The sequence below is a fragment of the Mesorhizobium sp. BAC0120 genome (assembly GCF_033542235.1).
Taxonomy (GTDB): Bacteria; Pseudomonadota; Alphaproteobacteria; order Rhizobiales; family Rhizobiaceae; genus JAWRCU01.
This window is the reverse complement of sequence record NZ_JAWRCU010000016.1, coordinates 97289-117733: the sequence shown is the minus strand read 5'-3', so window position 1 is coordinate 117733 and position 20445 is coordinate 97289. Positions and strand designations below refer to the sequence as shown.

The 20445-nt window shown below is 63.0% G+C and carries 20 protein-coding genes; 5 read left to right on the top strand and 15 right to left on the bottom strand.

Annotation, left to right across the window (positions count from 1 at the left end):
- Positions 1 to 24: 24 nt before the first annotated feature.
- The 8 genes from tssG to SAZ10_RS27150 all read right to left on the bottom strand — a co-directional run bounded on the left by tssG (position 25) and on the right by SAZ10_RS27150 (position 8371).
- The gene (tssG, locus tag SAZ10_RS27185; RefSeq protein ID WP_318612564.1) at positions 25 to 1056 is read right to left on the bottom strand and encodes a type VI secretion system baseplate subunit TssG; all 1032 of its coding nucleotides are present in this window, start codon (positions 1054 to 1056) and stop codon (positions 25 to 27) included.
- Positions 1053 to 3005: a type VI secretion system baseplate subunit TssF gene (tssF, locus tag SAZ10_RS27180; RefSeq protein ID WP_318612563.1), complete on the bottom strand. Its 1953-nt coding sequence runs from the start codon at positions 3003 to 3005 to the stop codon at positions 1053 to 1055. Before tssF ends, tssG begins: the two co-directional genes overlap by 4 nt.
- Complete coding sequence (locus SAZ10_RS27175) at positions 3002 to 3517, bottom strand: type VI secretion system baseplate subunit TssE (RefSeq protein ID WP_318612562.1); 516 nt, start codon at positions 3515 to 3517, stop codon at positions 3002 to 3004. Before SAZ10_RS27175 ends, tssF begins: the two co-directional genes overlap by 4 nt.
- Before the next feature lie 181 nt (positions 3518 to 3698).
- Complete coding sequence (locus tag SAZ10_RS27170; RefSeq protein ID WP_318612561.1) at positions 3699 to 4190, bottom strand: type VI secretion system tube protein Hcp; 492 nt, start codon at positions 4188 to 4190, stop codon at positions 3699 to 3701.
- Between the two features lie 92 nt (positions 4191 to 4282).
- Positions 4283 to 5782, bottom strand: coding sequence for a type VI secretion system contractile sheath large subunit (tssC, locus tag SAZ10_RS27165; protein ID WP_318612560.1), 1500 nt, complete (start codon positions 5780 to 5782; stop codon positions 4283 to 4285).
- Positions 5783 to 5821: 39 nt separating this feature from the next.
- The gene (tssB, locus tag SAZ10_RS27160; RefSeq protein WP_318612559.1) at positions 5822 to 6364 is read right to left on the bottom strand and encodes a type VI secretion system contractile sheath small subunit; all 543 of its coding nucleotides are present in this window, start codon (positions 6362 to 6364) and stop codon (positions 5822 to 5824) included.
- A 100-nt stretch (positions 6365 to 6464) separates the two neighbouring features.
- The gene (locus SAZ10_RS27155; RefSeq protein WP_318612558.1) at positions 6465 to 7781 is read right to left on the bottom strand and encodes an ImpA family type VI secretion system protein; all 1317 of its coding nucleotides are present in this window, start codon (positions 7779 to 7781) and stop codon (positions 6465 to 6467) included.
- A gap of 65 nt (positions 7782 to 7846) precedes the next feature.
- Positions 7847 to 8371 (bottom strand): OmpA family protein, encoded by a 525-nt coding sequence (locus SAZ10_RS27150; protein ID WP_318612557.1) that lies wholly within the window; start codon positions 8369 to 8371, stop codon positions 7847 to 7849.
- 112 nt (positions 8372 to 8483) lie between these two features.
- On the opposite strand from SAZ10_RS27150, the gene SAZ10_RS27145 reads away from it, so the two are divergent.
- From SAZ10_RS27145 to tagH, 3 genes are all read left to right on the top strand, one after another.
- Positions 8484 to 10283 carry a type VI secretion system Vgr family protein gene (locus SAZ10_RS27145; RefSeq protein ID WP_318612556.1) on the top strand — a complete coding sequence of 600 codons (1800 nt, stop codon included), beginning with the start codon at positions 8484 to 8486 and terminating at the stop codon, positions 10281 to 10283.
- A gap of 135 nt (positions 10284 to 10418) precedes the next feature.
- Positions 10419 to 10970, top strand: coding sequence for a DUF6931 family protein (locus SAZ10_RS27140; protein WP_318612555.1), 552 nt, complete (start codon positions 10419 to 10421; stop codon positions 10968 to 10970).
- Between the two features lie 199 nt (positions 10971 to 11169).
- Positions 11170 to 12534 carry a type VI secretion system-associated FHA domain protein TagH gene (gene tagH / locus SAZ10_RS27135; RefSeq protein ID WP_318612554.1) on the top strand — a complete coding sequence of 455 codons (1365 nt, stop codon included), beginning with the start codon at positions 11170 to 11172 and terminating at the stop codon, positions 12532 to 12534.
- A gap of 294 nt (positions 12535 to 12828) precedes the next feature.
- Here tagH and SAZ10_RS27130 read toward each other — a convergent pair whose 3' ends face one another.
- The 7 genes from SAZ10_RS27130 to SAZ10_RS27100 all read right to left on the bottom strand — a co-directional run bounded on the left by SAZ10_RS27130 (position 12829) and on the right by SAZ10_RS27100 (position 19043).
- Positions 12829 to 13311, bottom strand: a complete 483-nt coding sequence (locus tag SAZ10_RS27130; protein WP_318612553.1) for a DUF4123 domain-containing protein — start codon at positions 13309 to 13311, stop codon at positions 12829 to 12831.
- Positions 13308 to 13787: a PAAR domain-containing protein gene (locus SAZ10_RS27125; RefSeq protein ID WP_318612552.1), complete on the bottom strand. Its 480-nt coding sequence runs from the start codon at positions 13785 to 13787 to the stop codon at positions 13308 to 13310. Before SAZ10_RS27125 ends, SAZ10_RS27130 begins: the two co-directional genes overlap by 4 nt.
- A gap of 9 nt (positions 13788 to 13796) precedes the next feature.
- Entirely contained in the window at positions 13797 to 14192 is a 396-nt protein-coding gene (locus SAZ10_RS27120) for a hypothetical protein (protein ID WP_318612551.1), read from the bottom strand.
- A complete protein-coding gene (locus SAZ10_RS27115) occupies positions 14189 to 15235 on the bottom strand; it encodes a hypothetical protein (protein WP_318612550.1) in 1047 nt (348 codons plus the stop codon). Before SAZ10_RS27115 ends, SAZ10_RS27120 begins: the two co-directional genes overlap by 4 nt.
- A 7-nt stretch (positions 15236 to 15242) precedes the next feature.
- Positions 15243 to 15938 (bottom strand): hypothetical protein, encoded by a 696-nt coding sequence (locus tag SAZ10_RS27110; protein WP_318612549.1) that lies wholly within the window; start codon positions 15936 to 15938, stop codon positions 15243 to 15245.
- Positions 15939 to 16038: 100 nt separating this feature from the next.
- A complete protein-coding gene (locus tag SAZ10_RS27105) occupies positions 16039 to 16167 on the bottom strand; it encodes a hypothetical protein (protein WP_318612548.1) in 129 nt (42 codons plus the stop codon).
- A 248-nt stretch (positions 16168 to 16415) separates the two neighbouring features.
- Positions 16416 to 19043 carry a caspase family protein gene (locus tag SAZ10_RS27100; protein WP_318612547.1) on the bottom strand — a complete coding sequence of 876 codons (2628 nt, stop codon included), beginning with the start codon at positions 19041 to 19043 and terminating at the stop codon, positions 16416 to 16418.
- Between the two features lie 400 nt (positions 19044 to 19443).
- Between SAZ10_RS27100 and SAZ10_RS27095 the strand changes: the two genes are divergently transcribed.
- Both SAZ10_RS27095 and SAZ10_RS27090 read left to right on the top strand, forming a co-directional pair.
- Positions 19444 to 19758, top strand: coding sequence for a hypothetical protein (locus SAZ10_RS27095; RefSeq protein WP_318612546.1), 315 nt, complete (start codon positions 19444 to 19446; stop codon positions 19756 to 19758).
- Between the two features lie 140 nt (positions 19759 to 19898).
- The gene (locus SAZ10_RS27090; RefSeq protein WP_318612545.1) at positions 19899 to 20204 is read left to right on the top strand and encodes a hypothetical protein; all 306 of its coding nucleotides are present in this window, start codon (positions 19899 to 19901) and stop codon (positions 20202 to 20204) included.
- The last annotated feature ends 241 nt before the right edge of the window (positions 20205 to 20445 follow it).

Sequence of the window (20445 nt, the reverse complement as noted above, 5' to 3'; positions counted from 1 at the left end):
AACCTGTCCGATAGCGCGGCCGCGCTATCCTGCGTTGGAACTGCGCATGGCAGCCCGTTGTGCCCTGCGCCGCTCCAGGGCGTTGAAATGCGCATCGTCGAAATAGACATCGTCGCCGGCGTCATTGTCGGGCGCGATCCAGGCCGTCCAGCCAAGCTCGCCGGACTGGCCAAGCCGGGTGGGCGGCGCATGCCGCGCCGGAAGCGACAGCTTCACATCGAATTCGAAGCGATGGCCGATGTAGAAGAAGGTGAGGTCGGTGAGCTGGTCCGAGAGATCGCCGGTCGGCAGAAACTGCCGGTACTGCCTGAGATCGCGCGCCTTGATGACGATGCAGATCTTGTCGTTGATGCTGTAGACGCGATCGCCGAGATAGGTATCCACGCCGAGCGCCGCGTCGCCGCCGCCCAGCAACAGCCTGTCCGATGGCTCGAAGGTCAGCCAGGAGCCGATGCGCTCTTCGACATCGACCTCGACATGGAAGATGCCGCGGACGAGCTGGCGCAGCCGCGAAGCGCTCTTGACTTGCGGGTCGACCAGTCCGGCAAAGGGAAGCTTGGCGATATCGTCCAGGCTGTCCCGACCCTTGAGGCTCGCCACGCCGATGCCGGCGAAGGCGCCCACATAGTCGGCGAAGCGGTCGTCGTCAGGACGGTCGTGATGGGAGATCGGCCGGGCGTTGGCCCAGGCCCGGAAGAAGAGCTGAAGGAAGCGGTTCGAAAAGATGTCCGTAAAACGCGCGAAGGACGGGTCGCGGCTGTTGGACCAGAGATAGGCGTCGACCGTGGTGTTGAGCGGGAGCGCGCCTTGCGGGCCGAAGAATCCCAGAAATCGCGAGAAGAGCCTCGGGGCCTGTCCGTCGCGCTCCTCGAATTTCGTAACGTTCGAGGCCGGGAACTCGACATAAGGGTCCTGACCTAGATCGATGACGTCCTCAGCGGTAACCGTGCTTTCGCCGATGCGCGGCTTGGCCTTTGCGCCCCGCTCGAGCTCGCGCAGCGCCGCGAAGAAATCGATACTCCAGGGGTCGCGCCGCAGATCCTCGCGAAAGGTCACAGCAGCCGCCCCATTCCGGCGCGCGGGGCCCATCTCTTGATGACGCCGCGCTGCCTGGTTTCGATCACCGTCTCGGTGAAGCTGTTGATCGAGGTGTATTCGGCGAAGAAACGGTCGAGGACCGCGCCGAGCAGGAAAACGCCAATGCCTTCAAAGGCCTTCTCGTCGAGGGTAACGGTGATCTCGACCCCTCGCGCGGCGTTGAAGCCGTTCTTCTGGCGCAGCCGCCGCACGATGGGCCGGCTCGAAACGCTCTCGATGCCGCGGATACGCTGTTCGGAGATCACGTCGGAGAGGTCTGCAAAAAGCGACAGTAGCTCCCTCAGGCCGCCTGCGCTGTTCTTCTCGTCATGATCGACGATGCCAAGATGGTTGAGGGCGAGAAAGGTGATGAGCTTCCACTGCGTTGCGCCGAAGGCGGTAGGATCGGCGTGCCGGCGCTCCATGGTGACCAGGGACTCACGCGCCTTGGTGAGCTCGGAGACGCAGCGAAGCGGGATGGTTGTGTCCTCGACAAGGTAGAAGTCGGCGCCCGCCTCGCCGACCGGCAGCTGGTCGGTGAGATGCCGGTTGGATGCAAGGCAGCGGACGCTGAGCTCGCGAACGCGCTCGCGATCGTCGATCGCCGAGGGTTCGTAGAGCGAGATGAAAAGCTCGGAGCCGACATAGGCGCTCACCGCGCCCGCGCGCCTCTCCTCCGAGGTGCGGCGGCGGGGAAGCCGTCTCGCGGTATAGTAGAGCGCGTCGGAGGCGCGGACATTCTCCGTCGGCTGGCTGTAGAGCGGGAAGACGGGAACCTTGTCCCGCCGCCCCGGATAATGCGCATAGACGTCGATGATGCGATGGGCTTCGAAATCGAGCGTGCGGCTACGATCAGGGACGACATGGTGCTCGTGCTCGTTGCGCCGGATCGGCACGCGGCTGCAGTTCATCTCGAAGAGGTTGACGATCGGAACGGTGTAGAGCGCGAACATCTCCGGGCGGACGACCGACTGGAGGCGCGGCACCGCAGCCGAGAACTCGAAGATCAGGTCGAATGCCGGCGAGTCGATCTGGGCGAGCAGGCGGCGCAGCCCTCGCAGCCTGAAGCCGAGGAACTTGTTCGGGAAGGTAAAGAAGTCGAGCAGCAGGTTGAAGCCGGAGAAAACGCGATCGTCGCTCTCAGACAAGAATTCCTGCTCGCCGAATCCGACCTGTTCGATCAGGTCCAGGGGAGCGGCCAGGAAGCGTGGATCGCCGAAGGCATCGAGATAGCGAATGGTGATGCGTCGGCAATGCGCGAAGAGCTGCTCGTAGACTGCGGCCGCATCGTTGGCGGAGCCTAGGAGGTGGACGGGCAGGCTGTCCACCTTGACATCCTTGACCGGGCCCTCGGGCTTGGAGCCGTTGCCCCTCTCCGATCCCGGCTGCGCCGAAAGCCGGCGGAAGCCGAGACGCAGCCCGGCGGCGATGCCGGGGGCGACTTCGAGGCCGAGCGCATGAAGAGGCGCGGGCGCTGCGTAATACTCGGCCGCCTCCAGATGAAGCGGCCATAGAACAAGGTCGGACCGCAGGCGAAACCGGCAGGCGACGCGGCGCTCCTTCTCGACATAGACGGCATCGAGATAGTCGCCGCGGCCAAAGCGCCTGCCTTCGACCAGCCCCGGATCCTCGTAGGGCGGCGCCGCCTGAACCAGCGTCGTTGCCGGTATCGGCGCCTGATAGTTCGGCAAGAGCTGGTCGAGGAGCGCCGACGTGAATTGTGCGAACTCGCTCTTCAGCTTGAGCTGGACACGCGCCGCCATGAAGGCGCTGCCCTGGAGCACGCTGGTCAGACCGGGGTCCATCGTCTCCCTGGTCAGGCCGCCCAGCCGCTCGGCGACGCCGGGGAATTCCTCCGCGAACTGCTTCGAACGCTCGTAGAGCAGCTGCAGTTCCCGGTTATAGAGCTCGAGAAACGCGCGGTTCATGTGGAGACCGGCAAGCGGGTAAGGCGTATTTTTCCCGAATCCACCTCGACCTCGGCAACGAATTCCAGCGGCAGATCGAGCGGATTGCACGCCATCTCGGCCGTGATGGAGAAGCTCACGCGATGCGTTTCGTCGTCGACCTGCACCGCTTGCTCGACATGGATCGACTCCGGCCGCAGCCGGGGTTCGTGGGCGAGCAGCGCCTCCTTGAGGTACATGCCAATCTCGTCCACACCGGCCTCCAGGCTCGTGAGGCCGGAGAGGTCCGGCAGGCCGTAGTTCACGATCGACCGCTTCACATAGTCGAGGTCGGATATGTCGATCGCGGAGGCGAGGTCGATCGTATTGGCGAGCGACAGAAGATCGACTGCAAGGTCGCGCCGCAGCAACGCCTCGTCGGCGCCGCGGCGGCGTAGCGAGCCGCGCGCGGAGACGATACGCTCGCCCGCCACGCGTTCCTCGATCCGTTTCGTGGCGTCTCCGGCGCTGGAAGCTTCCCGAAATGCCAACATCAACGGGATCTGGAAACCAGGCGCCCTGGAATCTCCCTCACGCATCGCAACCTACGCCGAACCATCGCTTCACACCACGAACATGCTGCCGGCTTGCCGACGGCCTTGTCCATATGCCAGCTCCCTGCCCGGTCCCATCGCGCAGGCGACAGGACCGGCAAGGGCCGCGTGGAGAGCGATCCTACTTCTGCTTCGCGAAGTTGTACTGCTTGGTGATGCCGCCGCCGGGCGTTCCCTTGGTCTCCTGCGGCTTCCAGGTGGCTTCATATTCCGCGAAGTTGATCGCGAAAGACACTTGAGGCGTCTCGCTGCCGTTCGCTGTTCCGATGTTGAATGAGGAGAGGAAGGCTTCCTTCATCTTCAACTCGAAGAATTCCATCGGCTCCTCGCCGGCGCCGGATACCTTGCGCCATACCACCGTCGCGTCGTCGAAATGCGTGCCCTGGACGCAGTGGTCGTACAGTGAGACGGCCGACTTGTCCGCGTCCATCGTGAAGGACACATCGCTCGCGTCGCCCTTGCCTGCGCCGCCGCCGGTTGCCGTGTGCCGGGTTCCGAAGTTGTTGGCCGAGAAAGAGCAGCTGGAAATCTGCAGCTCGTTCGGGTGGCTCTCCACCTTGCTCTCGCCTTCGACCTCAGGGCCATTGAATTTCAGAAAGATGTCAACAGACATTGCACTCTCCTTGATATAGCTGAGCGACAATCCAAGTTCGTTCGTTGCTGACATCTCAGCAACGGTTTACCTTACATTCCGGCAGATTCTTGCTACTTGTTCTGCTGGCCGGGCAGCCGGGACACCAGACTCATGCCGATATCCATACCTTCCAGTTGGAAATGCGGCCGCAGGAAGAAGCGTGCGGAGTAATAACCCGGGTTCTCCTCATCGGGAAACACTTCAACCTTGGCAGCAGCGAGCGGCTTCTTTGCTTTTATTTCGGTCGTCGAATTGCGCGGATCGCCGTCGACATACTGCACGATCCACTTCGTCAACCACTTCTCCAGGTCGGGAGCCTCCTTCGTCTCGCCGATCTGGTCGCGCACCATGCATTTCAGATAGTGGGCAAATCTCGATACCGCGAACATGTACGGGATGCGCGACGAGATGTTGTCCGAGGCGGTCGCGTCGACGTTGTCATACTTCTTCGGCTTGTAGAGCGACTGCGCACCGATGAAGGCCGCCTTGTCGGTGTTCTTGCGATGAATGAGCGGCAAGAGCCCGGATTTCGAAAGCTCCGCCTCGCGCCGGTCGCTGATGGCGATCTCGGTGGGGCACTTCAGGTCGATGTCGCCGTCGTCAGTCGGGAAGGTGTGGGTGGGCAGGTTGATGACCTCTCCTCCCGACTGGACGCCGCGGATGCGGACGGTCCAGCCCCATTCCTTGTAGGCGCGGTTGATGTTGGCGGCCATCGCATAGGCCGCGTTCATCCAGGCATATTTCCCGCCCTTGTGGCCGTCGGTCTCCTCCTCGAAATCGAACTCCTCGACGGGGATCGACTTCGCGCCGAAGGGCTCGCGGGCGAGCACGCGCGGCATGCAGAGCGCCACGTAGCGGGAATTCTCCGAATCCCGGAGCGACTTCCAGCCGGCATAGTCGGGCGTCTCGAAGATCTTGCTGAGGTCGCGCGGATTGGAAAGCTCCGTCCAGGAGTCCATGCCAAGCAAGGTCGGCGCAGCCCCGGAGATGAACGGACAATGCGCAGCGGCCGCGACCTTGCCGAGGTCGCGCAGAAGCCGGACATCGACCGCCGACTGGTCGAAATAGTAGTCGCCCACGAGGCAGCCATAAGGCTGGCCGCCAAGCTGCCCGAACTCGGCCTCGTAGAGCTTCTTGAAGAGCGGGCTCTGATCCCATTTCGCGTCCGGATAGTTGCGCAGGTCGCGATAGAGCTCGTTCTTCGAAACGTTCATGACCTTGAGCTTGAGCGTCGCGTCGGTCTCGGAGTTGTAGACCAGATAGCTCAAGCCACGCCATGCGCTCTCGATGCCCTGGAACTCCGGCGCATGCATGATCGCGTTCATCTGGTCAGAAAGCTTCTCGTCCAGGCGGGCGATCATGTCCTGGATCGTGTCCAGCACGTCTTCCTTGATGATGCTCGTATCGGCGAGCGCCTGCTGCACCAGCGTGCTGATGGCGTTGTCGACCTCGGTCGCAGCCCGTTCGCTACGCGGCTTGAAGCTCTGCTTCAGAAGCGAAGCGAATTCGTCGGCGTCTTGAAACGCGGCTTCCGCCGAGGCCGTCTTTTCCTGTTGGAGTTCAGTAGCCATGATGTCCTCTCATCAGCACCGCACTACGTGTCGCACCGCTCACTGGGCAGCGCCATCTTCCGACTGTGACTGGTTCGCGAGAGCCGTCGCGCGCCGATCGTTGATCGAACGCATCAGCTCCGGGCTCGCGAGGAGCTCACGCAGCTTCTCCTCCGCCGCGGACTTGCCGTCCATGTAGCGCTGCAGGTTGGCGAGCTGCTCGCGGGCCTCGAGCAGCGCCCGAAGCGCCGGCACCTGGCGGGCGATCGCAGCCGGCTCAAAATCAGCCATCTTGGTAAAGGTGAGCTTGACGCCCATCTGCTCGCCGGACTTTTCGCCGAGCCGGTTTTCGGTGCGGAAGGCGACGGCAGGCTTGACGCTCTCCATATACGCGTCGAAATTGTCCATATCGACGTTGACGAACTTGCGGTCCGCCATCGGCGGCTTGGCGACTTCCGAGGCATTTCCCGACAGGTCCGCCATGACGCCCATAACAAAGGGCAGCTCGACCTGTTTGTTGGCCTCGTACGGGTCCTGATAACTTATGTGGACGCGAGGCGGACGATTGCGCTTGATGAACTTCTGACCGCTGTCTGATGCCATGTGAGCAGTTCCCTCTACGTAAGCTGATGAGACCCGAGTGCCCTGACTTTGTCAAACAAATTGGCGGCTGCCACATTGCAGCTCGCAGCTTGTCGTCGCTCTAGGCAGGCGGCCCTATCAGATCCTTCAAAATCGCGTTGAAATCCCGGTTGGCGAAACCGCTGGCCTTGGCCAACAGCATGGGCACCGGGCTCGACGGCTCCGCCGTCTTGAAGAAATGCTCCACCTCAGCCATCAGCGTCATCGCCTCTCCCCTGGAGCCTGCCGAGAACGTGTTCGAACTCGCATCGGACCCGTTGGCGCCATTCGCAGGGTTCGCAACATCTGCCGTCAACTGCTTCAGCTGCGCCATGTTGAGCTGGAGATTAAAGTCGCCTTGTATCTTGATCATGGCGCGCGGTGCGGCCTCAGGTAACAGAACCTCGATGGCATGTATCAACGGTTTGCCGACCAGCGTCCGCGCCTGATGGATGAGGAGCAGAGCCGGCGCCGAGGGCTCGTGCGCCGCGAAATAGGTCTCGATCGCAAGCAGAGCTGCGGCCGCGTCCGCCTGGCTTGCGATAACGCCTTGGACCGAAGGCGCTTTCGCTTCGGCAGAAACATCGGCCGCCTGCGAGCCGTCGCCGTCGCCTGTTGCCGGCGCCTCTTCGACAGGCGCGGCAGCCACCACCAGTTCGGGCCGCGCCGCCTGAAACAATTTCAGCAGCGGCTCGAGGAAAGCCTGCAGCCGGTCGAAACTCGGCACGTAGTCGTAGCCCGAGTTTTCAATGAAGGCCTCGCGTATCCGGGTCAGCGCAGCCGCGGCCCTCTTCGCCGCGTCGAAGCTGATGTCGCAAAGCGCGCGGTTTTCCTCGGCAGCGAGCGCCCTATGGATGTCGCCGATGTCGGGCACGGCTTCGTTGCCCCGCTTCTCGGCGCTGCCGCTGGCGATTGCGAAGTGCCTGAAAAGAACCGGGCCAAGACGCTTGTCGCGCACAAGCGCCGCGTGCTGAAGCGGCTGGATGACCTGCCACCAGTCGTCGAGGCCGCCCAGCATGTTCTGGCGCAGCGTGAAATCGCCGTCGATGGCCTTGGGATGCACGTCTTCCCAGAAGCGCTCCACGAGCCCGGCTATCGCTTCGACGCAGTCGGCGAAGCCCGACAATTCGCCGGCAAAGCTCTGGAATCGCGCCTCGATGCACAGCAGCCTGACGTCGCGCGTCTCCTTCAGGAGAGAGCCGATCGTCTCCACCTCGTCCTTGAGCTTGATTTCGGCGCGGTCGATCGCCTTGTCGGTGTCGGCCCTATAATACCGCTCCGGAATGCGGCTGGTGACGGAAAGGACGTAATTCAGATATTTCTCGTCACCGATATCGTCCAGGTCGGGACCGCAGGGCTCCGCTTCCGATACAGGTTCGAGCAGCCAATCATATCGCATGCGAGCAGGCCCACCCCTGAAAATGCAACGCCGCCCGCGAGCGCCTTCTTGCCGATGCTATGCGGTCACTGCAGTTTGATCCGCATCTCCACGCGGCGGTTCACCGCATCCAGCGGATCGGGCACGCGCGGATTTGTCTTGCCCAAGCCGACCGCCGTCACCTTGTCCGGGGCAATGCCCTTGTCATAGAGGAACTTCGTGACCGCCTCGGCCCGGCGTTCCGAAAGGCCGAGATTGTACTGATCGCTCCCACGCGCGTCCGTATAACCTTCGACGACGAAATGAGCGCTTGAGAGCTGTTCGTTGCGCAGCGCCTTGGCGAATTCCTCGAGGTTCTGCCGCGCCTGGTCCGTGAGCCTGGCCGAATCCAGGTCGAAGTTGACCAGCATATCGAAGCCCTTCGGCTTGGGGGCGGTCTTGTCGCATTCCTGCGCCGTACCGATGCAGAGCCCTCGGGCAGCTCCGAGCTTCGCAGAGTGCACGAAAAACTGCACGATATCGTCCGCCTTGACGTTCGGATCTGCAACCGCAGGCTGAATCCCGATGGTGCCGGCGCCCAGGAGCACAGCCGCCAGAAACTTCGGAGACATTCGACGACTCCATTTAGTTACGGAAGAAAGCTAATATGGACGATAAAATTCCAGCCGTGCTATGTCAATAAAGGCGATCTGAACCGCTCTGCCTTTCGAAGGAAGTTTCTGAATGCCGGATTCTCTTCGCCAAGACAAACGTCTCGCCAAACTCAACACCCCCCTTGGAAAAGATAAGCTTGTCCTCTCCAGCTTCGACTGCATCGAGGGTGTGAGCGAGAAGTTCCAGATCAACGTCGAAGCTCTGAGCACAGACAAAGGCGTCAACTTCGATTCCGCGATTGGGCAGAACTGCACGATTGCTGTCGAAATAGAACCCGGCAAGAAGCGTTATTTCGACGGAATACTGACCGAAGCGCGCTGGGTCGGCACCAACCCGGACGACAACGAGGCCTACAGCCTGGTCCTCGAGCCATGGCTCAGGCTGCTCGCCTACCGTAGCAATTGTCGAATCTTCCACGAGAAGACCGTGCCGGAGATCATCGAGCAGATCTTCGGGGAGCACAGCTTCGCGCGCTACACCAACAACTTGTCTCGGGGCTATCCCGAGCTCGAATACTGCGTCCAGTATCGCGAGTCCGATATGGATTTCGTCTGCCGGCTCATGGAGGAGTACGGCATCAGTTACTACTTCGAGCATTCCGACGGTGAGCACAAGCTCATCCTCGCCGACGAGATGTCGACTTTCGAGACCCTCCCGGGCGGCGCCAGGCGCTATACACCGCAAGTCGGCGGGCACAGGACGCGCAAGGAGGACTTCTTCACCTGGGAGCAGGACCGCCGTTACGTCTCTGGCAAGATCAAGCTCACCGACTACGACTTCAAGAAGCCGAACAACGATCTGACGGTCAACGAAGACATCAACCCGCCCTTCGAGAACGCCACGCTGGAGGTGTTCGACTATCCCGGCCGCTATGTCGAAAGCTCCGACGGCCAGAAGATCGCGCAGGCATGGCGCGACATGGAACGCGCGAAAGACGGCCATTTCTTCGCCGACGGCGATTGCGTGACCTGCTTTCCCGGCGCGCTCGTCACCCTGGAAGACAAGAGCGGCAGCGGTTTCGACGCCGAGTATCTGGCGCTTCGCTGCCGCCACAAGTTCGGCCCGCAGTCCTACCGCAGCGGCGCCGCCAGCCCGGCAGAGCGCATCTATATGGGATGGTACGAGTTCATCAAAAGCGACAAGACCTACGCACCTCCCCGGGTCACCAAGAAGGCCGTGATCCAAGGCCCGCAGACGGCGGAAGTCGTCGGCAGCGGCGATATAGACGTAGACGAATACGGCCGCATTCTCGTGCGCTTCCATTGGGACCAGAAGAAGGACCAGTCCCGCCGCTGCCGTGTCGCCCAGGTATGGGCAGGCAACCAGTGGGGCGGGATCTATATCCCGCGTGTCGGGATGGAGGTGCTGGTCGATTTCCTCGAAGGCGACCCGGACCAGCCGCTGATCGTCGGCGCGATATACAACGACAAGAACATGCCGCCTTACGACCTGCCCGGCCAGAAGAACATTTCCGGCCTGAAGTCGAATTCAACGGAAGGCGGCGGCGGCTACAACGAGCTCATCTTCGACGACAGCTCAGGCAGCGAACTGCTGCGCCTTCACGCGCAGCGCAATCTGGAATCGGTCGTCGAGAACGACGAAGCGCGCAAGGTCAAGATCAACCGCAAGAGCGAGATCGGACAGAACGACACGTTGGATGTCGGTCAGGTCCTGAAAATCGACGCAGGCACAAAAGTCGAGATCACCGTCGGATCGAGCAAGATCACCATGACGCCTGAAAAGATATCGCTCGAATCGCTGCAGATCGAAATCAAGGCGACCGATCTGAAGTCAGATGCGGTGATGTCGACGCATTCGGCAGGCGGCGTCATGGACATCAAGGGGTCCTTGGTGAAGATCAACAGCTGAGGGGAATAAGGCAATAGGGGAATAGGGGAATAGGGGAATAGGGTTCTTCTCTGACGCGGCTTTCAAAGCCCTAAGGTCTCTCTTCTCCGCCTATTGCCCTATTGCCTTATTGCCCTATTGCCCCTGTGTGGGGACATGACGCAGAGGCTTCGATTCAGCACGGCGCGCGACTTGTTCCAGGCCTTTCCGACCGCGCTGGACGACATGGCCGCGCGTCCGTCGGACCGCGGCTCGCTGGAGTTCGTCAGGGACCTCGCGGGCAGCGCAACGCCGGAGGACGCGATTACCTTCTCGGCCTATCTGCTCGGGCGCCGCGAAGCCGTCTGGTGGGGACACCAGTGCCTGAACACGCTCCCCGACAGGCTCGCCCCCGACGACCTTCGCCTGCTGGCGCTTGCCGAGGATTGGGTGCGGCGCCCCGAGGAGGCGACGCGCATTGCGGCTCTCGATGCGGGCATGGCTTCCCGGACGAGGACCCCAGGCGTATGGATAGCGCTCGCCTCCGGCTGGAGCGGGGGGAGCATGATCGGGCCGGACTCGATGCCGGTCACCCCTCCGCCCTATCTTACCGCAAAGGCCGTGAACGCCGGGGTGCTTTCCGTGCTGGCGCGGGTCGACCGCAAGGACAGAGCGGCGACACTGCGCATTTTCGTCGACATGGCCATCCGCCTTGCAATGAGAACATGACGGGAGCTGGCCCGGGACGGTTTAGTTGTTTTGCAGAAGGGCAGAGCCGCTTTAAGCCACGCACGGCGAAAAAAAGCAAACGTCCTCCGCCCCGCAGGCGGCTCGATCCGCTTTCTTGCAAGAAGCTCGGGCACGGCTAAATTAAGTAAACATTCGGAGTTAGCCTTGCGGGCGTTTCCGATGGGACGGACGCTAGTTGATGACGATCAGCCTGAGGATCGACAATGTCGACGCACTGCCTGACGGCGGGCCGCTGAGCTATCGGGCGAACCAGCGCGGCTTCGAGATCGGCCGTGAGCATCGCGACTGGACGCTGCCCGACCCGAACATGTTCATCTCGGGGCGGCACTGCGAGATCCGCTACGAAAAAGGCGGCTATTGGCTCTACGACGTGTCGCGCAACGGCACGTTTGTGAACGGCGCGTCGCAGCGCGTCCGCAGCCCGCATCCGCTCGCCGACGGCGACCGGCTGAAGATCGGGCACTACCTGATCTCCGTGTCCATCGATGCTGCCGGCGACGCGGAGGAAGGCGAAGCCTCGCCTTTCCAGGCCCCGGCCAGGAATTCCGACAATATCTGGGACACCGGCGAGCCGGCGCCGCCGCCGATCAGCAGACGCGAGCTGATGGCGCGCGAGAAGCAAGGCCAGCGCAGCGCCGATTTCGCCGAGCGCCACCTCGACCTGCCGCCAGTGATCTCGAGCAACCCGTTCGAGGATTTCGCGAAGCCGGCAGAGCGGCCGGCCGCGCAGCAGCCTGACTCGTTCGCGCCGGCCCCGGGTGAATCGCCTTTCGGCCAGGATGCGGCGCCGCAACGCAAAGCCTACCCCGCTGCCGGCCAGCCGTCGCCTGCCGTACGGCCCCCCTCGCCTTTCGATTTCGGCGGCGAGCCGTTTGCGCCGCCTTCCTATCCCACGCCAGCGGCCACCCCTCAGCCGCAACGTCCGGCGACGCCGACCCCGCCCGCGGCTCACCAGCCGGGTGGGGGCGGCTCAGCCGGCGCAGAGGCGATCCTGCGCGCCATAGCTGCGGGTGCCGGCGTGTCGCCCAACGTCTTCCTCCAGCGAGACCAGGCGGATGTCGCGGCCGAGATCGGCACGGTGCTGCGCGCCGTCATCGAGGAGCTGGCGATCCTGCTCAAGGCGCGCGCCGCGGCAAAGGTGATGGCCAAGAGCAGCAACCGCACCATGATCGGCGCGGTCGACAACAACCCGCTCAAATTCGTGCCACGCCCGGAAGAGGTGCTGGAAATCATGTTCGCGCGCCGCGCCGGCTATCTGGACGCCAAGCGCAGCGTCGATGAGGCCTTCCACGACCTCAAGACCCATGAGTTCGCCACCTATGCCGCCATGCAGAAGGCATTGGCGCGCCTCTTGGAAGACCTCTCCCCCGAGGCGATCGAGAAGAAGGTATCGAGCTCGGCCTTCGCCTCGCGAAAGACCCGCGCCTGGGAGACCTTCGTGGCGACCTGGGAAGCGATGGAGAAGCCGCACGAAAACGGCATGCTGGACGTGTTTCTGGCCTATTTCAGCGATGCGTATGCGAAGGCTTCGAAGCCGAAGTAAATCGTGTGGCGTGGTTGGTGGCTGATCACACGCTTCGATTGCGTAAATTTTCATCGTCGGCGCTGCCCCTCACCTGGCTGCCGCCATCCTCTCCCCGTGAACGGGGAGAGGGACGCTCTCTTTTTTGATTTCGCCAATCGCCGACCTTGGGAGAAGAAGCGCCGACAAATCGGCCGGCGTCCTTCTCCCCGTTTACGGGGAGAAGTGCCCGGCAGGGCGATGAGGGGCAGCGCCGACTTCAAAACCTATGGCCGCCAGAGGGCGGATCGCTTCGATCTAAAGCCTGAAAACAGCCTACTCCGCCGCGCGATCATGCAGCTGCCCCTCGCGCAGCGTGAACTCGTGAAAGCCTCCCGCCTCCCGGTTCTCGACCAGATATGCCGACACGCCTTCGAACCAGGGCGCCAGTTCCTCAGGCGTACAGCTCGACAAATACGGCCCGAAGACACGCGGGTCGTAGAAGCGGAATTGCGCGACCATGCCGTCGGGGAGCTTCGCCACCATGAAGCGCCTGAAATGCCGCCTGAGCTCGCCGAGCGGCATGGCAGACCTTGCCATGATGCCCCAGGACTGGCCGCGGCCCTCGTCGCGCCAGGAGTTGAACAGCGGCTCACGGCTCTTCAGGTCGACGAGATAGGGGGCTGCCCGGTTGAGCGGCTCGGCAAGCTCGCCGCCGAACAGGCAAGCCTGGTCGGAAGCCTGCATCACGAGCCCATAGAGCCGCGCGTCCCGGGCGGTATCGATGACGGCATAAAGCGTCTCGGCACCTGCCGTCATTGGTTGCAGAGCTCGCAGAAGGGCACGCCGTCCTTTGCCGCCTGCCGCAGGGCTTCGGCCTGCTTCGTGGCGGCCGAGGAGGAGGAATTGGCACTGGTGAGCAACCCGGCGGAGCCCTCCCCGGCATCCGGGGCGCCACCTTCCCCAGCGCCTGCGCCGCCGCCCATATAGCCGGAGCCACCGCCGGCTTCGCCGATGAGCACATTGAACTGGCCCATAACGATCGTCCCGCCATGCGCCGTCATGTCGCCGATGCGCGCGGCTGGCATGCCGCCGATCAGGACCGTATAGGCACCGGTCACGATGACGTCGGGAGGGCCAGCGCAGGTGCAGAGATCCGAAACGCGGGCGGCCGGCAACCCGCCGATGAGGACGGTCGGCATGCCGGGCGGCAGGATAGGGCCGCCGACATGGGGAACGAGCACGTTCACCATGGGGCAGACATGCATGTCAGTGACGCGCGCGGCAGGCGGCATGGCGAAATCCTAGACCGTGTAGGCAGCGCGCGCTTCCGCAGTATTGAAGCGGCCGACCAGCCAGACGAAAAAGTCGTTCATCTCATCGTCGTCGTCAACATAATCGTCCGGCTCCGGCGCCGGGATCTCGGCGAGCACGTCGTCGCCCCGCGCGATCACCAGGAAGCGGCCTTGGCCGGTCTGCCGAAGGGCAAGCCGTGTGCCGGCATCGAGGATGAGGAGATGGCCGTTGAAGCCGAGACAAGGTCCGCGTTTCGAGGGAACGACGAAGACATGCCGCTCGGGCGTGCCCGAGAAAAAGCCCGGCGCGAGCGGCGCGGCGAAATTGGCCGGCCGGCCCTTGACGCTCAGATCCTGAGCCAGCTCGAGCCGGTCGGCGATGTCGTAGAAGCTGCGGATGATCATGGCTTCAGCTTTTTCACCTCGTCGGCCCATTTGGCGATGTCGTCGGCCGGCATCGTATCCAGCCATTTCTTGAACCCGCCAAGCAGCTTGTCCACCTCCTCGTTTGGCCTGCTGGCCTTTTCGATGATCTCCTTGTTGGAAAGCAACCGCTCGCGGAAGGCCTGACAGGTCGGGCCAAGCGGGTCGCCATATCGCTTGTGGTTGACGGCGCGGATATAGGTCTGAAGCGGTTCCGGCGTCAGCTCCTTGTATTCTTGGCCGAGGGCGCGCCGCTTCCAGCTCACGATCTCCGCCACCTCGCCCTCGTCCATTCCCGCGGCCAGCATGTTGTCGGCGGTGGTCTTCAGGTCCCGCACCTTCTCCATGTATTCCTGCCGCAGCGGGTGCGAACCGATATCCTTGCCGATCGCATCGACGATCGCCGCCACCTGCGCCTGCTTGACGTGAGGCGGCCCAGGGATCGTCTTGCCGCAAGGCAGCACGACCGGGCTGGAATCCGGTGCCGGCATTGCGGGCGCCGCTATCGCGCTCGCCGCCCTGGCGGCCGCACTCGTCGCCGCCGCCGGGATTTGCCCGGCGGCCGCCTGCAGAGCATCGGCCGCCGGCCCGAGCTTGGCGGCAATGCCTTGCGGGATGAGCTGGGGGACAGCAGGCAGTTCATGCCGAACCATCTCCTCGAGCGCCTCGGGGACGCCCGGCGCCTTGAGCTGATCTTCGAGCGTGGAATAGAGCTGGTTCGCACCGTCGGCCGCGTCGCGAAACGCCTTGCTTGCATCGCCCAGCGCCTTGTCGGCCCGATGCTCGAGCGCGGAGGCCATCTGCCGGGCCTTTGCGAAGGCCTGCTCGCGCAAGGCCGGGTCCTTGGCGAGCGCATAGGCCTGCCTGGCGAGTTCTGCCGCCTCTTTGGCCTTGGCCTTCACCTTGTCGGCCGTCTTCTTCGCCGCGTCGGCAGTCTTCAACGCCTTGTCGGCTGCGTCGCCTGCCTTCTTGGCGGCCTGTGCCGCCTGCTTCGCCGCTTCGCCGGGGTCGGGGAGCTTCGCCATATCCGCCTCAAACGAACCGGGCGAAGTCGAGCGCCAGCCTGAGGCGCAGCGCGTTCACGACCGCCCGCGGCGGCAGGCCGGCGCCGAACACGCCGTCGGCCCACGGCAGCCGGCTCTCGTCGAACGCCTGGCCGTAGAGCGAGCGGCAGGCCGCGAGGACCAGCAGCGCATCCGGGATATCCGCAAGGCCGAGCCGACCGGCAAGCGCCTGGGCGGCCTCTACCGTCGCGGATGCGGAAGCCGCCTCCGGCCGGTCGTGGAGCACGAGCAGAATGGCCGCAGCCGTCCGTTCCGCTTCACCCGCTTCGATCATCGAAGGCCTGACGTAGAAAGACAGGGTGGTCGCATTGCGCTCCGCCTCGGCCCAGGCCGCCTCCGAGACGAGGCCGGGCAGCGCAGTCAGCACCTGGTCGCGCGCCCCGTCCTGCCCTTGCAGCACGGCACGAATGTCAGGCTGCTCGTCGAAATTCGCGGCGACCGAAATCATCAGCTCGCAGAAGGCGAGCAGGGCGCGCTGGCCGTATATGCCCCAGCGCGAGGCGCGCCCGAGCATATTGCCGACGATCGCCGCCTGCACCGGTTCCGGAAAGCGCGGCAGGAAATGCAGATATTTCTCAGCAAGCGCGGCCTGGACCCGGCGCGCGAAGAGCGGCCGCGCCGAGGCCTCCAATGTCCGCAATGTCGTCTCGGAAATGGACAGCATTCAGGTCTGCCGCGGCGTCGCCAGGTTTAAATCTGTGCCAATGCCAGCGAAACTGCGCAACTGGCACTACTAGACGTAGCAGAACTGCCGCGGCTCGGCTTCAGCAATTCCCAAGGGGATCATCCCCAGCCTCCGCCACCGCCACCGTTGCCACCACCGCCGCCGCCACCAGCGCCACCTCCACCGTTGCCGCCGCCACCGCCGCCATTACCTCCACCACCGCCGCCATTACCTCCGCCGCCTCGGCTATGTTCCATGGGCGTTGGGAACGGCATCGGATCTGCTGCGTCTGCTGGTTGCTGCGAAACGCGACGTTTCAGCTTCGCTTGTTTCGCCTTGGTCGGCTTAGCCTGGACCGGCTGGTCGACTCTCTGCATCGGCAGCTGCATCGGCAGCTGCGACACGCATGCGGACACCGTGGCCATTGCGGTGCAAGTCAATAGGGCCAATACAATCCTAGGCATCGCATTTCCCCAATCAAAGCATGTCAAGTCTCGGTCTCGAGGTAATCCATTCCTTGCGGACCAGCTGGACCAGGAGTTCGCGCGAATCCTTCGGCGCGCCTGCGCCGAGCACTGCCACTGCGGCTTTGCGCGTAGAGGACCCGAGCTTGCCGTTGATCCTGCCGGTATCGTGTCCCATCCTCGCCAGCGTCGCCTGCACTTCCGAGGCGATGGCCTTGTCGGAAAGATGAGCCAAAGCAGCTCTCGCAGTTTTCGAAACGTCTCCGGTATTCTGCGAGGCGGCCAGGGCGTAGTACCGGATGCCTTCTCCCGAATCCTTCGCCAGGTCAGGATGCGCGGCAATGAAATCGGCGGCGGTGACGGCACACCAAGCCTGGCCGAGCTCAGCGCTCTTGCGGTACCAGCCCAAGACCTCATCCGGACTGGCGTTGCCGGTGTCCAGCAGCAGTTGGCCGATCAGCGTTCCAGCTTCCGGCTGGCCGCCCTTTTCGGCCTGCTTGAAAAGGTCCAGCGCCTTTCCGGTGTTTTTGTCTACCCCTTGGCCGTCGCGATAAAGGATGCCCAGATTGACCATCCCCCACACATCGCCGCGATTCGTAGACTTCTGGAAGAACGATACCGCGCGCGGCAGATCCTGCCCGATATTCTTGCCGTTCCGATATTCAAAACCCAGCTGGTTCAGCGCGTAGGTGTGGCCGGACTCGGCCGCGCTCATCAGCAGCTTCATGCCGCGATCGACGTCGACAGCGATGCCGTTGCCCTGGATAAGCGTCTTGGCGAGAGAATACTGGGCGTAAGGGTCGCCTTTCTTGGTGCCCGCCTCGAAATAGGTAACGGCCTTGGCCGGATCGCGCTCCACGCCGACGCCGAGCTGGTAGAAACGCCCGAGCATGTATCCGGCGCGCACGTGTCCCTGATCATAGGCCGACTTGAACTGCTCGACCGCGCCGTCGAAATCGCCCTTGGCATAGAGCCCCCGGCCGTATTGATATTTGAAGCGCGCGACGTCGGGATATTGCGCGACCGCTTGCTTGCAGGCTTCGCCGGCGGCCTGAACGTCGATCTCGTTTGGCAGCACCCCTTCGGTGACACCCTGAATGTCGAAGGGCTCGGCTGCGAGCTCGTCACATTTGTTCACCGCAGCGGCAACGGTGATCGCCACAGGCTTCGTGTTGCCGTCCGCAGTCGCCGGGACAAGGTTGACCGCCAGCTTCTCGCCGGCCGCCGCGAGCGAGGGACGTATCACGAGATGTCTCACATCTGCCGTCCGGAACAGGTCGCCGCTCGAAACCACCTTGTCGTTTAGCGCCACAAGCACGCCGGGGTCATGATCTGCCAATCGCAGCCAGCCGGTATCGGCTTGCGCGTCGGAAAGCTGAGCGCCGGGCAGGTTGGCAAAGCCGGTTCCCACATCGACAGCCATCGCCATCTGCACTGGCTTTTTGTCCGAATTGGATTGGGCCACCGCGGGCGCGGCTTTGTCGCTCTCCGGCGCTGCCTCAAAGGCAATGTTCACCTCGCCGCTGGCCGTGCGCCCGTCATCGGTGCTCACGACATATTTGACGTGCTGCGGCGATCGGTCGGCAGGATCCGGCTCGAATGCAACCTGGGAAAGCTGCTCGGCGGAAATTGCGGAAGACTGATCAATCTTTTCATTGCCGATCCAAAGCGTGCCGCGATCGGGGAGCTGCGCAAACTGGACCGACAAGGGCGCGTTTCCGCTGCCAAGCGGCATCGGAATCTTCAGCGCCGCCTTGGCCATCACCGTGGACGGTATTCTGACGTCGGTCGTATTCTGCACGACCAGCAGGTTCTGGTTCTTCACGAAGTAGAACGAGGTCGTGAGGCTCGACACGTCCCAGGGAACCTGCCTGCCGCCGGTCTCGCTGATCACTTCGTTCCGGATCCTGGTGATCAGCTCCCGCACTTCGGTGCCGGGCGTCAGTGCGTTTTTCGCGAAGGCACCGGTGAAAGGGCTGACCGACCCGCCGCCGTCATAAGCCACCTGATCGGGCGCCGTGGAATAAACGATCAGCGAGCCAAGACCCGGCATCGGCGCGGCGAGGCCCTGATTTCCGGCCACGTCGACCTTCTTCTTTCCTACGTAGTAGACACCGTTTCTGAAGGGGTTGTCGCGGCAGGCGTCAAGGATCGCAATCTGCAGGGACGAGGACTGCCGCATGTAGTCCAGCAGGTTGCCGACATTATACGCCTGGACTTCCAGATCATAGGAGGACGCCAGGCTGGCATCGACTGGAAAGATGTAGTTCTCGCCCGCCACCTGCGCGGCATGCCCGCTATAGTAGAACAATGCGATGTCGCCGTCGTTCAGGCTGCGCAGGAAATCGCGAATGGTCTTTTCCAGTCCCTTGCCATCGAGATTCTCGCCAACCACGACGTCGAAGTTTGCGCGTTGGAGGACTTCCTTCACACGATTGGCGTCGTTGACAGCGTTGGGAAGCTTGGGGAGCGCCTGGTACTCGCTGTTGCCGATGACCAGGGCGGTCCTGCGGCCGGTGATGTTAAGCGACGCAAATGCCGAATCCTGCAGAAGGAGGAGAGAGGCGATGACGACGAGAAGGGCGACCAACATGCGTTCGCCCGGTAGAATGAAGCGGACACGCGGAACATCTCTCCGCATAGGGCTCCTCCCTTTCACTCGGCTCCCAGGCCTCTGCTGGCCAGATACTCGAACCGCTCTGTAACCGCACAATGCGACGCGCAGGACTTTCTGTAACAGCCAGGTTGCCGCTACGTGCGACTCCGGCATCGCAATCTTCCGTTAGGGAAGCCACGACCTTCCTCATGTCCGCAAACAATGGCGAAATTCCTGATGGAACGAGGTTGCGCTCGAACTGTTCGTGCAAGGCTGCGCCCCGAGTATTCCATGTCATGCGGTTCCCTGGTCTTATCAGCGGCCACCGATCGTTTGACCGTAGTCTGTGAATTGCTTCTCCAACCTCGCCTGCCTCCGGAAACATCGCTCGGCGTCCTGCGTTTGCTGCACGGATCGCAAGAATCGCATCCTCGAAAGGGAATTCATGAAAAGAATTGCAATCGTCGTTCCGCTGTTGTTCGCCGCGGCGGATGCTTCGGCCATTTCGCGCTACGAGATCACCAACATGAGCTGCGCCAAGGTCCAGGGTCTGATCCAATCGCAGGGCGCCGCCATCCTGCGCTATAAGTCGGCGCGTGTCCCGGGCCTGCCGCTCTACGATCGCTATGTTCGGGACAGCGGCTACTGCGACCCCTCCCAGTTCGCTACCTGGGCGACCGTGCCGACCGCAGATACCAATTCTTGTCCGGTCGCGAAGTGTATCGAGAGGGACTTCTTGGAGTTCGACAGGCGGCGCTGACCCGCTCTCGCCTCGTCTGTCGCTGCTCACCTTTCAGCAATTTGAGCCACATTGAACGACGAGCCTCTTGAATTTCGGGGCGCGCCAGCCGCAGATGATTGTCGGGTTTGGGGCCCCAAGCGCCTCCGGAAAGGAGCCCGATGAAGAGGATCGCGATCGCAATCCCCTTGCTGCTCATTGCGGCCAATGCCTGGGCTGCCGATCGCTACGACATAGCCGGCATGACCTGCGAGCAGGTGCAGGCGGTCCTTTCAAAGGACGGCGCCGCCATTCTGCGCTACCCCTCGACCCGCAGCTTCAGCCTGCCGATTTACGACCGCTTTGTGGACGGCCAGAAAGAATGCCAAACCGACGAAGTGGCCGCCAGGACAGGCGTTCCAACCGCCGACAAGAAATACTGTCCCGTTCACAAATGCGTGCTGAGCAGTACGTTCGTCGCGCGGTGAAGCGCGTGGCGGCTGTGATGCCCCCCCGTCAATTCGATGAACTGGATCTGCTCGACACATCCCTTGGCCCGCGTGAGTCCGAGCGAGGCGTCCGTTCCGGCAACGTCGCATTCCGTCCAATGCCCCTTATGGTCCATCGCGAGGCGAGGCGGAGGTAGGTTGGATAGGCCGGCGGGACAGTGCCCCCCTCTGTCCTGCCGGACATCTCCCCCACAAGGGGGGAGATCGGACGGCCGCATCG

What these genes read in the sequence shown, in the direction of transcription:
- SAZ10_RS27105 (WP_318612548.1), bottom strand. Translation starts at nt 16,167, where the DNA reads ATGGCGGCGGTGGTGGAGGTAATGGCGGCGGTGGCGGCGGCAACGGTG.
- SAZ10_RS27170 (WP_318612561.1), bottom strand. Translation starts at nt 4,190, where the DNA reads ATGTCTGTTGACATCTTTCTGAAATTCAATGGCCCTGAGGTCGAAGGC.
- SAZ10_RS27155 (WP_318612558.1), bottom strand. Translation starts at nt 7,781, where the DNA reads ATGCGATATGATTGGCTGCTCGAACCTGTATCGGAAGCGGAGCCCTGC.
- tssF (WP_318612563.1), bottom strand. Translation starts at nt 3,005, where the DNA reads ATGAACCGCGCGTTTCTCGAGCTCTATAACCGGGAACTGCAGCTGCTC.
- SAZ10_RS27095 (WP_318612546.1), top strand. Translation starts at nt 19,444, where the DNA reads ATGAAAAGAATTGCAATCGTCGTTCCGCTGTTGTTCGCCGCGGCGGAT.
- SAZ10_RS27150 (WP_318612557.1), bottom strand. Translation starts at nt 8,371, where the DNA reads ATGTCTCCGAAGTTTCTGGCGGCTGTGCTCCTGGGCGCCGGCACCATC.
- SAZ10_RS27090 (WP_318612545.1), top strand. Translation starts at nt 19,899, where the DNA reads ATGAAGAGGATCGCGATCGCAATCCCCTTGCTGCTCATTGCGGCCAAT.
- SAZ10_RS27120 (WP_318612551.1), bottom strand. Translation starts at nt 14,192, where the DNA reads ATGATCATCCGCAGCTTCTACGACATCGCCGACCGGCTCGAGCTGGCT.
- tssC (WP_318612560.1), bottom strand. Translation starts at nt 5,782, where the DNA reads ATGGCTACTGAACTCCAACAGGAAAAGACGGCCTCGGCGGAAGCCGCG.
- SAZ10_RS27130 (WP_318612553.1), bottom strand. Translation starts at nt 13,311, where the DNA reads ATGACGGCAGGTGCCGAGACGCTTTATGCCGTCATCGATACCGCCCGG.
- SAZ10_RS27140 (WP_318612555.1), top strand. Translation starts at nt 10,419, where the DNA reads ATGACGCAGAGGCTTCGATTCAGCACGGCGCGCGACTTGTTCCAGGCC.
- SAZ10_RS27175 (WP_318612562.1), bottom strand. Translation starts at nt 3,517, where the DNA reads ATGTTGGCATTTCGGGAAGCTTCCAGCGCCGGAGACGCCACGAAACGG.
- tssB (WP_318612559.1), bottom strand. Translation starts at nt 6,364, where the DNA reads ATGGCATCAGACAGCGGTCAGAAGTTCATCAAGCGCAATCGTCCGCCT.
- SAZ10_RS27145 (WP_318612556.1), top strand. Translation starts at nt 8,484, where the DNA reads ATGCCGGATTCTCTTCGCCAAGACAAACGTCTCGCCAAACTCAACACC.
- SAZ10_RS27100 (WP_318612547.1), bottom strand. Translation starts at nt 19,043, where the DNA reads ATGCGGAGAGATGTTCCGCGTGTCCGCTTCATTCTACCGGGCGAACGC.
- SAZ10_RS27125 (WP_318612552.1), bottom strand. Translation starts at nt 13,787, where the DNA reads ATGCCGCCTGCCGCGCGCGTCACTGACATGCATGTCTGCCCCATGGTG.
- tagH (WP_318612554.1), top strand. Translation starts at nt 11,170, where the DNA reads ATGACGATCAGCCTGAGGATCGACAATGTCGACGCACTGCCTGACGGC.
- SAZ10_RS27110 (WP_318612549.1), bottom strand. Translation starts at nt 15,938, where the DNA reads ATGCTGTCCATTTCCGAGACGACATTGCGGACATTGGAGGCCTCGGCG.
- SAZ10_RS27115 (WP_318612550.1), bottom strand. Translation starts at nt 15,235, where the DNA reads ATGGCGAAGCTCCCCGACCCCGGCGAAGCGGCGAAGCAGGCGGCACAG.